Below are 12,517 nucleotides of genomic sequence, written 5' to 3' on the forward strand. Positions count from 1 at the left end.
CTCATTGCTGGTGGCCTTCCTGCCGAAACAGCACCTTCTCCAGGGCCTTCATGACCTGATCGGTGATGAGGCCAAGCACGCCCAAGAGCAGGATGTAGCCGATGATGGTGTTTGTCTGGAAATAGCGCTGCGACACGGTGATGCGATAGCCGAGGCCGGATGTCGCAGCGACGAGTTCGGCCAGCACCAGCCAGGTCCATGCCCAGCCAAGGCTGATGCGCAGCGTGTCCCAGATGCCCGGCAAGGCGCTGGGAACGACGATGCGCGTCAGGATCTTGCGGTCCGGCAGGCCGAGCGTGCGCCCAAGGCCGATGAAGTCGGCGGGAACCCGTTTCACATTGTCCATGATCATCAGCACCTGCTGGAAGAAAGTGCCGATGAAGATGATCAGGAATTTCTGGGTATCTCCGGTGCCGGCCCACAGGATGGAGAGCGGCACGAAGGCGACAACCGGCATGTAGCGGATGAAATCGACCAGCGGCTCGATGGCCGCCTCCCAGGAACGGAAACTGCCGATCAGCACGCCGATCGGCATGGACAGTGCCGAGGCGAGGAGGAAGCCGATGGAAATGCGGTACATCGAAGCCCTGAGGTCGAGCCACAAGGTGCCGTCGGCGGCGAGCTTGGCGATCTGGGTCGCAACGCTGCCCGGCGACGGCAGGAAGATGGGTTTCACCCATCCCAGCCCGGTCGCTGCCCACCAGGCAAGGCCAAGGCCAACAAAGACGGCCACCGCTATCGCAAGGAAACGCGACCGGGCGATGGGCACGCCGATCCCGGAGGATCGGCGTCGCCTTGCCTGTGTTGCGGCGGGCGCTCGTGCCGGGCGGGCCAAGCCGGTTTTCGCGGGAGGCTCCCCGGACATCCGCGTTACCACCGCGATCCGGATCTCGTCACTGCGCCGCCTTGACGAAGGACGGATCGATCATCTGCTCCGGCGTCACATCGGCCTGCAGAAGCTTGGCGTTCTTGGCGGCCGCTTCGACATCGGCGAATGTCTTGGTGGTAAACTCGCCGGTGAGCGCCGTCTTGTTTTCGGCGAGCGAATAGTAGCGCACCCCGTCGAAAGCGGTGTTGAGGTCCTTGACGTCGGAACCGACCGCCTTGGCGATGATGGCGCGGCCGCCGGGGGTGTCGGCGTTATAATCCTTGAGCGCGGCGTCCCAGCTCTTGATCATGGCCAGCACCTGGCCGGGTCGCGATTTGATCACCTCGTCACGCACCACCAGCACGTCGCTGATCAGGCCGGGATCCTCGCCGGCGGTGAACAGCAGCTTGACGTCCTTGTTCTGCGCCATGGCGACAGTGAGGTACGGCTCGTAGGTGACCGCGACCGGCACCTGGCCCGCGATCAGGGCGCCGCCGGCGTCGGCGGCAGGCATCGGAACCGGCTGGATATCGGCGACCGACATGCCGTTCCTGGCGAGCGCGTATTTGAGCAGGATGTCGCTCGTCGTGCCTTCCTCGAAAGCGACCTGCTTGCCCTTGAGATCGGCGATGGAGGTGACATCCTTGCCGGCGACGATGGCGTCGGCGGTCATGGAGACATCGAGCAGCAGCACGATCTTCACCGGCAGACCGGCCGCAACCATGCCCATCGCCGTGTGGGTGGCGATGTTGGCGGCGTCGAGCTGGCCGCTTGCGAGCGCCGCGTTGATGTCCTTGTCCTCGGCAAAGTTGACGATCTGGACGTCCGACAGACCGTTTGTCTTGAACAGTCCCTTGGCCTCGGCGACGTGCCATTGACCATATCCAAGCCAGGGCTCGATGCCTATCTTGAACGATCCAGCTTCAGGTGTCGTCGGGATGGCAGCATCGGCTGCGTGGGCCACCGGGGCGGTGGCGAGCCCGATCGCGGCGGCCATCACGAGCGCGCGAAATTGTCCTGCTAGGTTAAGCGTCATCTTTCGTTCCCCTTGATGATCAGACCGCTTTTTACCCAGGCATCCGGTCTGGTGAGACTGCGGGGTTCTGCTCTTGCGGCACTGTGCCTCGGCGTCTTGCCCGCCACTTCATGGTTGAAGCGCTGACATATTTCAGCGGCAGCGGCAGCGGATGTCAAGGCTGAAATACATACATGCATATACAAGTTGGAGAGACTCAAATTTCAGGTTGATCCAGCTCGGCGGCTTGCATTGGCCCGTCGCCTTCAGCTCGCTCCCGTCGCCTTCAGCTCGCTTTGGAAGGCGAGTAGCGGCTGCCGAGCGAGTAGCGGCTGCCGGCATACGTCAGCTTGCTGATCGTGGCCACGATGGCCCCCGTCCATGTCCGGCGATGCAGGAGAAGGCAGCAACTGCCGACATCGATGCCGAGATGCTGTGCGGCCTCCTTGTCGGCCGGGATGGCGGAGATGATATGCTCGACCTCGGTCACCGGCGTCTTCTGCATCAGGTAGTCATAGGTCGCTGTCTTGGTGAAGTCCTGCTTGTCGTAGTCGGGGATCAGGCCCGGATTGACGAAACGCTCCTCCAGTTGCACCGGCAAGTCGTTCTCGAAATTGACGACGACGGAGTGATAGATCGAAACCCGCTTCGCAAACTCGAACGACAGTGCCAATTCCTTGCTCGGCATCATCGTTTCGAGAACGAGGACTTCGGAGCGGTGGCTGTTGCCGCGCTCGACGATCTCCGCAGCGATATTGTTGATCTCGATCAGCGTCGACTGCGGCCGGGGCGGCGCGATGAATGTTCCCACACCCTGCAGCCGGATCAGGAATCCCGCCGAGGTCAGCTCCCGCAGAGCCCGGTGGACCGTCATCCGCGACACGCCCAGTGACGCCACTAGCTCATTCTCGGACGGCAGCTTGCGGTCCTTGCCCCACCGGCCCGTCCCAATATTGGTCAGGATATAGTCCTTCACCTTCTCGTAGAGGGGGCTTGCCGTGTCGGGCAAATCGATCATTTCAAAAATCCTTTCCGGCAGGTTGCCGCATGCGGATGATTGTTTTCAAGCCATCGCTGCTTCCCGCCAACAGCCGCTCATAGGCGGCTGGGATGTCGTCCAGACCGATCTCGCAATCGACCAGGGCCAGCAGCGGTTCACTCAGCTCACCCAGCATCCGGACAGCGTCGGGCAATTCGTCCGCGAAAGCATGGCAGCCGAGCAACGCGATCTCGCGTTCGACAAGAACATTGGGGTCGATGTCGAGGCGGCCTTGGAAGATGCCGACCATCGCTATCGCACCACCAGGATCGAGAACGCCGAGCAACTGGCTGAACGCCGCGATGCTGCCGGTCGCCTCGATGGCCGCCAGCAACGGGACATTGGCGGTCGCGGCTGCAATGGCCTCGCGGTCGAGATCGACGATCGTGGCGCCCGTCACTCGCGCCACGCGGGCGCAGCGCGCCTGGTTGCGGTCGGCGACAAGCACCGTGCCCGCGAAGGTTCGCGAAAGCAACAGCGCGGCAAGACCACCGATCGGCCCGCAGCCGACGACCAGAACCGAACCTACCGTCTTCGGCAGACGCCGCACCGCGTGCAGCGCGACGGCAAGCGGCTCGGCCATCGCCGCGACGCGCTCGTCAAGGCTCGCATCGATGACATGCAGCAGACGTGCGGGCAACACCGCCTGTTCTGCAAAGCCGCCGTCGCAGATTTCGCCGACGAAGCCCAGCGCAGCGCAGAGATGCCGCTTGCCGGCACGGCATTGCGCGCAGTCTCCGCACCAGAAACGGGAATCGGCGACGACCCTGTCGCCGACGGCAATGGTATAGACGCCCTCGCCCAGCGCGATCACCGTGCCGGTCAACTCGTGGCCCGCCGTCGAGGGCGCCCGGCTTATCCATTGGCCGGTGCGGAAATTGTGCAGGTCCGAACCGCAGATGCCGGCGGCATCGACCCTGAGCTTTACCCAGCCGGCATCGGGAATGCCTGGCGCGGCGATGTCCTCGACGCGCAGGTCGCCCGGTCCATAAAGTCGTGCCGCCCTCATCGCGATCGTCTCCGCTCAGCCGGCGAGATAGCGGTCGCGGATTTCCGAGACCGCGTTTTCATGCGAGCTGAAGCCCTCGTAGCGGGCGAGCCTGCGGGCATGCTGCGCCAGTTCCGGATACGCGGCCGAGGTGACATAGCCGACCGAAGAGCGCTTGACGAAATCCGTCACCGAAAGCGGCCCGTAGGTTCGCGCCCAGCGGCTGGTCGGCAGCACCGCATTCGGCCCGAGGACGAAGTTGGCAAGGGTCACCGGCGTATGCGGGCCCATGAGGATTTCGGCCGCCTCGGTGATGTGGCCGAGATGCGCGAACGGCTCCTTCGACAGGATTTCCAGATGTTCGGGCGCGTAGTCGTTGATGAAGCGATAGCTTTCCTCCAGCGACGCCGTCAGCACGATGCCGCCGCGCTTTCCGGTCAGCACCGCGCGCGAGAATTCCACACGCTGTTCGGTCATCCGCGACCAGTGGTCGGGAAGTGCAGCAAGGGCTGCCTCGGCGACCTTTCGGCTGTGCGTCACCAGATAGGCTGAAGAATCCGGCCCGTGCTCGGCTTCGATCAGCAGATCGAGCGCGGCAAGGCCTCCGTCGACGCTGTCGTCGGCAAAGATGATGGCTTCCGACGGTCCGGCCGGGAGGCCCGTATTGATGATCGAGGACAGCACGCTCTTGGCCGCCACCACCCAGGGACTGCCCGGGCCGACGATCTTGAGCGCCGGCTTCACCGTCTCGGTGCCGTAGGCGATGGCGGCAACGGCTTGAGCACCGCCGCATTTGTAGACGGTCCCGACGCCAGCAAGGCGAGCGGCGACCAGCGTCGCCGCGTCCACCGAACCATCCGAGGTTGGCGGCGTCACGATTGCGATCCGCGGCACGCCGGCAATGACAGCCGGAACCGACGTCATCATCGTCACCGACGGAAAGGCGCCCTTGCCGCGCGGCACGTAGAGCGCGACCGATGCGATCGGCGTATACCGGTCGCCGGCATAGGCGCCCGGCCGGATCTCCTTGAGCCACATGGTCTCCGGCTTCTGCTCTTCATGAAAATGCCTGATATTCTCGATGCCGAACCTGATGCTCTCCACGACTTCCTTCTCGACCTTGTCGAAGGCCGCATCGAACTCCGCTTCCGACACTTTCAGTCCGCCCTCCCTCACATTGGCCTTGTCGAACTCCCTGGCGAAACGGATCAGGGCGGCGTCACCCTCTTCCCTGACGGCCTGGATGATCGGGCGGACCTTTTCGACGAAGGCCGACAGATCGCCTTCGGCGCGTTTCAGCAGACCGGCCCGTTGCGTGGCATCGAGGGATGACAGATCGTGGAAGCTGATGTCGGACATGGGTGCTCCTTCTGTTCAGAGCAATGCGCCGGCCGGTCACATTGCGGAAGACTTTGTTCTCTAACCTGGGCGAGCCGCCTCAGATCGATGCGAGGAAACCGCCATCCACCGGAATGGACTGGCCGGTAATGTAGGCTGAGGCATCCGAAGCAAGGAACACGGCGACGCCGTGCAAGTCGCGCAGATCGCCGAAACGATGCTGCGGGATTTTGGCGAGCATGGATTGCCGCCACGCTTCGTCGGCGTAGAACACCTCCGTCATCGCCGTCCTGAAATAGCCCGGGGCGATGGCGTTGACCCTGATGCCAAGCTGCGCCCATTCCGCTGCCAGCGCCCGGGTCATGCCGAGCAGGCCCGACTTGGACGAGCCGTATGGCACCGCCGTCGGAATGCCGACTTCTGAAGTCAACGAGCAGAGGTTGATGATGGCGCCGGGCCGCCCGGCGTCCCGCATCTGCCGTGCCGCCGCCTGGGCGCAGAAGAACGCCCCTTTGAGATTGGTATCGACGATCCGGTCCCACAGTGGCTCGTCAACGTCGAGCGAGGGCCGGACCTCTTCCACTCCGGCATTGTTGACGAGAATGTCGAAGCCGCCAAGCAGGCGGGCTGCCTCGGCGATAACCGTGCGGCACTGGTCGACATCGGTCACGTCAAGCGCAATGGCGTGCGCAACCCCGCCGGCCGCGCGGATGGCCGCCGTCGTCTCGTCAAGCGAGTCCAGGCTACGCGCCGTGACCGCGACGTCGGCGCCGGCCGCGCTCAGCGCCCCGGCGATGCTGCGGCCAATGCCACGGCTGGCGCCGGTGACAAGCGCCTTCCTGCCGGAGAGGTCGAAAAGAGAAGCGTCGCGCATGTGATCCTCCTTGGCCGCTCCATAGCCCAGAGACTACCAGATCGACTTACATATACAAGCATATACAAACAAAGCTGATTGCGATAACGTGACGTCAGCCGCCGCACCAGGATCGCGTAGTTGGCTCTTCATACGAGATGCCACGGGCGGCAGCCCTGTCGCAAATGTCGTAACCTCCCGAAAGCAAGCAGAATTGCCTGGCGTACCCGACACGAAAGTCTGGGTCTGCCGCGCGTGCGGGATATCGGCCGTTGAAAGCTATCGTGCCCCTCGAGCCGGCCGCCTTGTCGTGAGAGCCTCGTCCATGAACGAAAGCAGCCCGCCCCGGAGCCTCTATCGCGATACGGCTGGCGGCACCGGCAACTACCCCTCCCTTGCCGGCGCGCAGCGGGCAAGGGTCGCCATTGTCGGCGCTGGCTTGACCGGCCTGTCGACTGCCTTGCATCTGGCGGAAGCCGGCGACGACGTCTGCGTGCTCGAGGCCTATCAGCCGGGATGGGGAGCCTCGGGCAGGAATGGCGGCCAGGTCAATCCCGGCCTCAAATACGATCCCGACACGATCGAAGCCATGTTCGGCCCCGAGCTGGGGTCGCGGATGATCGACTTCTCCTACGGTGCTCCGGATTTCACCTTCAGCCTCATCAAGCGCCTGTCGATCGATTGCGAGGTCCGGCAGAACGGCACCATACGCGCGGCCATCCGGCCGCAGCCGGCAGCCGCGGTGCGGGCCACGGCCAACCAATGCGAGCGGCGGGGGATGCCGGTCGGCTTGCTTGACGCAAAAGCGATGGCGGCGCGAACCGGCACGGACAGATACATGTTCGGCATGTTCGATGCTCGCGGCGGCGACCTCCATCCCTTGAAATACGCGCGTGGCCTGGCGGCCGCCGCGCGGAAGGCCGGCGCGCGGATATTTGGCGGCAGCGAGGTTCTCTCGCTCAGCAGGCAGGCCGGGCGCTGGCTCCTCGAGACCGCAAACGGATCCGTCAGCGCCGAGAAGGTCCTTGTGGCGACAAACGGCTACACGGGAAACTTGTGGCCTGGCCTGGAGCAGTCGCTGGTTCCGGTGTTCAGCGCCATCGCGGCGACCGAACCGCTGTCGCCCACGGTCGCGGCCGCAATTCTTCCCGAAAGGCCGGTCGTCTACGAAGCCGGCAACATCACCGTCTATTACCGCATCGACGTCCAGAACCGGCTCCTCATGGGCGGACGGGGACCGATGAGGCCCATCGGCGATGCTTCCGCCATCCGCTATCTCACCGACTATGCGCTACGGCTCTGGCCGGCGCTTGCTGGAGCTGGGTGGACACATGGCTGGAACGGCCGGGTCGCGGTCACCAAGGACTATCTTCTACACGTTCACGAGCCGGAAGACGGCGTGCTGATCTGCCTTGGCTACAATGGCCGCGGTGTTGCCATGGCCTCGGCGATGGGCAATGCGCTGGCAAACCGCCTTCGCGGCGACGAGACCATTCCCTTCCCGATGCCGATATCGGGGCTGAAGCCGATCCGGCTCCACCGCTTCTGGCCGCTTGGCGTCAGAGCGGCGATCCTTTCGGGCCGGGTGAAGGACCGGTTCGGCCGGTAACGGAAAAGCACGCCGCTATGCTCCGGTCTTGGCAGCGGACAATCTTCGGGCGTGGTCGTCCATGCATGCGGAGCATCAGCGCCCGCTGATTTGCGACCGTGCACTGCAAGTCGCCCTGCGGCGCGCAGGCGCGTTCAACGGCGGGCTTCAGCCAAGCGCCTCAGCGCGCCAGCGGTCGGAGCGGGATATGTTCCGAGCACGCTACTCGGCGGCTATCCTGGCGTGCTGCCGGCCGAAGAGCGCCAGACCGACATCGTCCACGGCGAGGCCAATGCGGGCCTGGATCGCTTCGGATGCCAGCACGCCATCAGCGAAATCTTTCTCCGAGGCGTATATGGCCGTCGGCAGCGCAAAGGCTTCGAAAAAGCCGAACAGCGGCCGCAGCTGATGCTCGACGATCAATGCATGGCGATCGCCGCCGCCGGTCGCCGCCAGCAGCACCGGCTTGCCCCTGAGGGCCGCCGGATCGACGAGATCGAAGAAATGCTTGAACAGCCCGGTATAGCTGCCTTTGTAGGTGGGCGAGCCGACCACCAGGACATCGGCGGTCAGGATCCGCTCGAGGACGGCGCGGGCCTGCTCGTCCAGGTCCCGAGTGGCTTTGGCATTGCCAAGGCTGGGACCGAGATCGACGATGTCATGGGTGCTGGCGGCGAGGCCGTATCGTCCGGCGATCTCCGTCACGATATGGTCCACGAAGCCACGGGTCTTGGAGGGCCGCGTGAAATTGCCGGAGAAGCCGACAATGGCCGGATTGGTCATGATGGATGCCCTGTGATCTTTTCGAACCAGTTTGCCAATGTCCATAGTTTTTATAGACATTGCTGCCGAACAAAAGGAATTCACGGTCGCCGTGGGAGGAAATCGGAAAAGATTTTTCTCCCGGGGAGCCAGATCGCCCGCCTGCATGCCGGATGATGACGTCACCCGATCCAGATGCACTTGGCAGCCATCGCACGCGAAGGGCGATGCGACCGGTGGCGAAAAGGGGGACCATCACCGTTTGTTCGGAACCTGATCGCCCGGCGGCTGTTTTCCGTTCAGCCAAATACGGAGGAAGCCATGGCACGCGACAGAACCGAATATGAAACGGGCGCACGGAAGTATCCCGCCAGGACCGGCCCGGATCCGAACGATGATTTCTCGGTTGACGCAGCGGGCAACAAGCCGCCGGCAGGCGGAATGGGGCTTACGCGACCGGCGGATCAGACAAATGAAGAGACACACCAGTCAGAAGGACAGAACCCGCCTCGCAAGGCGACGCCCAGCCCCGCAACGGAGAAGACATCCGGCGCGGGCCCGGCGATCTCCGAGCACTCGAAGGACGCGAAGGCTCCTAGGTCGGGCCGCCAACCCGGCGCCTATGTCAAGGACTGACGCGGACGGGGGCGATACCTTCTGACAAGCCATGCGCCGCGCAGACCGCCGGTCTGCCGCGCGTTGAACTTTCTTCAGCCGAGGAGACGACCATGCAGACGAAGTCACAAACGGCCGGTGAAGTCGCCAAGCAGCGCCATATCCAGCGCGGGATCGATGCCAAGGACAAATCGAAGCGCAACGGAAAGGCGGAGCACGCCATGCAGGCAGGCGCGCGCCCCTATCCCGAGCCGCCCTTCCCCAAGCAACATCAGGCGAAACCCGGGCATGAAGCGACGATCGAGCCTGCTCCGCTCTACGATGCACCCTACTATGTCGGATCAAATAAACTCGAAGGGAAGGTGGCTCTCATCACTGGTGGCGATTCGGGTATCGGCCGCGCGGTCGCGGTTTTGTTCGCTCGCGAAGGCGCCGACATCGCAGTCGTCTACCTGGCCGAGGACAGGGATGCCGAGGAGACAAAATCCGCTGTCGAAAAAGAAGGCCGACGCTGCATCCTGTTGAAGGCCGACGTCAGTGAACGCCAGGACTGCCACGATGCCGTGGCGACCACGGTCGAAACATTCGGCCGCATCGACGTGCTGGTCAACAACGCCGCCTTCCAGATCCATTCCAGCGACTTCGGCGACCTGACCGAAGAACATTTCGACACGACGCTGAAGACCAATCTCTATGGCTATTTCCATATGGCGCAGGAAGCCGTGCCCCACATGAAGCCGGGCTCGGCGATCGTCAACACGGGTTCGGTTACCGGCATAGAAGGCTCGAAGCAGCTGGTCGACTATTCGATGACCAAGGGCGGCATCCATGCTTTCACGCGCGCGCTTTCGGGCAACCTCATCGCCAAGGGCATCAGGGTGAACGCGGTCGCGCCTGGCCCGGTTTGGACGCCGCTCAATCCGTCCGACAAGGAAGCCGACGACGTCTCGAAATTTGGTGCCGACACGCCGATGAAACGGCCGGCCCAACCGGAGGAACTGGCTCCCGCCTATGTCTTCCTCGCCTCCCCGCACTGCTCGAGTTACATCACCGGCGAGATCCTGCCGATCGTCGGCGGCTACTGAGGTCAGCGCAATGTATTTCATTGCCTTGGCGACCGACTATGACGGGACGCTCGCACATGACGGGACGGTCTCCAACAAGACGCTCGCGGCACTGGAGCGGTTCAAGAAAAGTGGCCGTAAACTGCTTCTGGTCACTGGCCGCGAGTTGCCCGACCTCAAGCGCGTGTTTCCCGATGTCGGCCTGTTCGACAAGGTCGTCGCCGAAAACGGCGCCTTGATCTACACACCGGCTAGCGAGGAAGAGCGGGCGATCTCACCATCGCCGGAGCCCGAATTCGTCGCCAGGCTAAAAAAGCAGGGGGTGAAGCCACTTTCCGTGGGGCGGTCGATCGTCGCCACCTGGGAACCGCATCAGGCGACCGTGCTCGAGGTCATCAAGAAGATGGGGCTCGAACTCGAAATCATCTTCAACAAGGGCGCGGTGATGATCCTGCCGAGCGGCGTCAACAAGGCCACCGGTCTGGCGGCCGCGCTCGAGGACCTTCACCTGTCGCCGCACAATGTTGTGGGTATCGGCGACGCCGAGAACGATCACGCCTTCCTGAAGGCCTGCGGCTGCAGCGTTGCGGTCGACAATGCCATTCCCGCAGTCAAAAGCACCGCGGACCTGGTCACGCGCGGCGCACGCGGCAAAGGCGTCGAGGAACTGATCGCCAAGCTGATAAAAAGCGACCACGGGATCGTGCCGAAGCGTCATGGCGGGATTGTTCTGGGATCGTCCGGTGGCGATGACATCTATCTGTCACCGACCGAAAGCGTGCTCATCGCCGGCAGTTCGGGCATCGGCAAATCCACTTTGGCCACCGCACTGACGGAACGCTTCGTCGACAGCCAATTTCAGTTTTGCGTCTTCGACCCGGAGGGTGACTATGACGGCCTCGAGGGCGCCGTTCGGCTGGGGGATGCATCGAGCGCGCCGACAAAGGCGCAGGTGCTCGACCTGATCGCCAAGGCCGACAGCAATGTTGTCGTCAATGGGCTGGCGCTGCGTGTCAACGAACGGCCAGACTTCTTTGCCGACCTGCTGCCTGGCCTTGGCAGTTTCCGCCGCCGCACCGCAAGGCCGCATTGGCTGGTCATCGACGAAGCGCACCATCTTCTTCCGAAGCGGCGCGACGACACCCGCGCCGTGCTCTCCCTGGAACTGCCGGGCACGATCCTGATCACCGTCCATCCCGAGGCGATTTCGACCGACGCCCTGCGCCTGATGACGGCCGTCATCGCCCTTGGCCCGAAGGCGAAGGACGTGGTGAAGACCTTCTGCCATGAGACCGGCATCGAGCCGCCGAAGGACATTCCCACGCCCAAGGGCGATCGGGTTCTGTTCTGGCGGCCGGGGGCGCGCAAAAAACTCACGACGGTCAAGGTCATAGAACCTCGCCAGTCGCTCAAGCGCCACAGCCGTAAATATGCCGAGGGTCAACTCGATGAGACCGGCAGCTTCTATTTCCGCGGTCCCGACGACGCGATGAACCTCAGGGCCCATAATCTGATGATCTTTGCTCAGATGGCCGAAGGCATAGACGACAAGACCTGGGAGTTCCATTTGCGCGCGGGCGACTATTCGAAATGGTTCCGCCACCAGATCAGGGACAAGGACCTCGCCCGCGAAACCGTCGAGGCGGAAAAGGACAGCAAGCTTTCGGCTGACGAGAGCCGCAAACGGGTGCTCGATGCCGTTCGGCGGCGCTACACGGCACCCGCGACGGCGCCAGAGGCGTAACAGCCCGACAGGAGGCGGTCATGAGCGACGACCGGCATGGCAAAGACGACAAAGACGGACGCGGCGAAAATGGACCTGTCTTCTCCGCGCGCCAGGCTTCGCAAGGCGAGATCATCCTGCGAACCCGCACGCGCCGGATCATCTTCGTGGCAGGACTGGTCGGCATCCTGATCCTGGCGGCGGTGGTCAGGTTCGCGATCGGTTAAACCTGCCTGGTTGCAACAGCCGCCGCGACAGGGTGTGTCGGGCAAGGCTGACCGCGATTGGAACCCGGGCGCCGACTTGGCGTTCAACCTCCATCGAGAAGGAGAAACGATCATGCCCCGAGGCGATAAATCCAAATACACCGACAAGCAGGAACGCAAGGCCGACCATATTGCCGAAGGCTACGAGAAGCGTGGCGTCTCCGACAAGGAAGCCGAGCGGCGCGCATGGGCGACGGTCAACAAGGACGATGGTGGCGGCAAGAAGGAAGGCGGCTCCGGGCGTGGCAAGCACACGGGTCACCCAGCGGCGCACAAGGGCGGCAAAAGCGGCGGAAAGGCGTCCGCTTCCCGATCGGCCGCCAGCCGGTCCGAATCGGCAAAGAAGGCGGCGGCGACCCGCAAGAGGAACGCCGAACACCACGCCCACTGACCGACCG

The 12,517-nt window shown here is 63.6% G+C and carries 13 protein-coding genes; 6 read left to right on the forward strand and 7 right to left on the reverse strand.

Translation table 11 applies throughout. The annotated features are described in order from the left end of the window. Position 1: 1 nt before the first annotated feature. The 6 genes from FJ950_RS16155 to FJ950_RS16180 all read right to left on the reverse strand — a co-directional run bounded on the left by FJ950_RS16155 (position 2) and on the right by FJ950_RS16180 (position 6,122). A complete protein-coding gene (locus FJ950_RS16155; protein ID WP_140617506.1) occupies positions 2-865 on the reverse strand; it encodes an ABC transporter permease in 864 nt (287 codons plus the stop codon). 28 nt (positions 866-893) lie between these two features. After that, complete coding sequence (locus FJ950_RS16160) at positions 894-1,904, reverse strand: ABC transporter substrate-binding protein (protein ID WP_140617507.1); 1,011 nt, start codon at positions 1,902-1,904, stop codon at positions 894-896. Between the two features lie 265 nt (positions 1,905-2,169). Next, positions 2,170-2,901 carry a histidine utilization repressor gene (hutC, locus tag FJ950_RS16165; protein ID WP_140617508.1) on the reverse strand — a complete coding sequence of 244 codons (732 nt, stop codon included), beginning with the start codon at positions 2,899-2,901 and terminating at the stop codon, positions 2,170-2,172. Position 2,902: 1 nt separating this feature from the next. Beyond that, on the reverse strand, positions 2,903-3,931 hold the full coding sequence (locus FJ950_RS16170; protein ID WP_140617509.1) for an alcohol dehydrogenase catalytic domain-containing protein: 1,029 nt from the start codon (positions 3,929-3,931) through the stop codon (positions 2,903-2,905). 15 nt (positions 3,932-3,946) lie between these two features. Continuing rightward, positions 3,947-5,269 (reverse strand): histidinol dehydrogenase, encoded by a 1,323-nt coding sequence (hisD, locus tag FJ950_RS16175; RefSeq protein ID WP_140617510.1) that lies wholly within the window; start codon positions 5,267-5,269, stop codon positions 3,947-3,949. 79 nt (positions 5,270-5,348) lie between these two features. Then, entirely contained in the window at positions 5,349-6,122 is a 774-nt protein-coding gene (locus tag FJ950_RS16180) for a glucose 1-dehydrogenase (RefSeq protein ID WP_015319098.1), read from the reverse strand. Between the two features lie 304 nt (positions 6,123-6,426). Here FJ950_RS16180 and FJ950_RS16185 point away from each other — a divergent pair, with 304 nt between their 5' ends. Continuing rightward, positions 6,427-7,710, forward strand: coding sequence for an FAD-binding oxidoreductase (locus FJ950_RS16185; protein ID WP_140617511.1), 1,284 nt, complete (start codon positions 6,427-6,429; stop codon positions 7,708-7,710). A 201-nt stretch (positions 7,711-7,911) separates the two neighbouring features. Here FJ950_RS16185 and msuE read toward each other — a convergent pair whose 3' ends face one another. Beyond that, complete coding sequence (gene msuE, locus FJ950_RS16190) at positions 7,912-8,472, reverse strand: FMN reductase (protein ID WP_140617612.1); 561 nt, start codon at positions 8,470-8,472, stop codon at positions 7,912-7,914. A 300-nt stretch (positions 8,473-8,772) separates the two neighbouring features. Here msuE and FJ950_RS16195 point away from each other — a divergent pair, with 300 nt between their 5' ends. The 5 genes from FJ950_RS16195 to FJ950_RS16215 all read left to right on the forward strand — a co-directional run bounded on the left by FJ950_RS16195 (position 8,773) and on the right by FJ950_RS16215 (position 12,510). After that, complete coding sequence (locus FJ950_RS16195) at positions 8,773-9,087, forward strand: hypothetical protein (RefSeq protein ID WP_140617512.1); 315 nt, start codon at positions 8,773-8,775, stop codon at positions 9,085-9,087. Between the two features lie 92 nt (positions 9,088-9,179). After that, complete coding sequence (locus FJ950_RS16200) at positions 9,180-10,151, forward strand: SDR family oxidoreductase (protein ID WP_140617513.1); 972 nt, start codon at positions 9,180-9,182, stop codon at positions 10,149-10,151. A gap of 10 nt (positions 10,152-10,161) precedes the next feature. Further along, positions 10,162-11,874 (forward strand): HAD-IIB family hydrolase, encoded by a 1,713-nt coding sequence (locus tag FJ950_RS16205; protein WP_140617514.1) that lies wholly within the window; start codon positions 10,162-10,164, stop codon positions 11,872-11,874. A 20-nt stretch (positions 11,875-11,894) separates the two neighbouring features. After that, positions 11,895-12,080, forward strand: a complete 186-nt coding sequence (locus FJ950_RS16210) for a hypothetical protein (RefSeq protein ID WP_140617515.1) — start codon at positions 11,895-11,897, stop codon at positions 12,078-12,080. Positions 12,081-12,192: 112 nt separating this feature from the next. Further along, entirely contained in the window at positions 12,193-12,510 is a 318-nt protein-coding gene (locus FJ950_RS16215) for a hypothetical protein (protein ID WP_015319105.1), read from the forward strand. Positions 12,511-12,517: the final 7 nt, after the last annotated feature.

Source organism: Mesorhizobium sp. B2-3-14 (genome assembly GCF_006442175.1).
Classification (GTDB): domain Bacteria; phylum Pseudomonadota; class Alphaproteobacteria; order Rhizobiales; family Rhizobiaceae; genus Mesorhizobium; species Mesorhizobium australicum.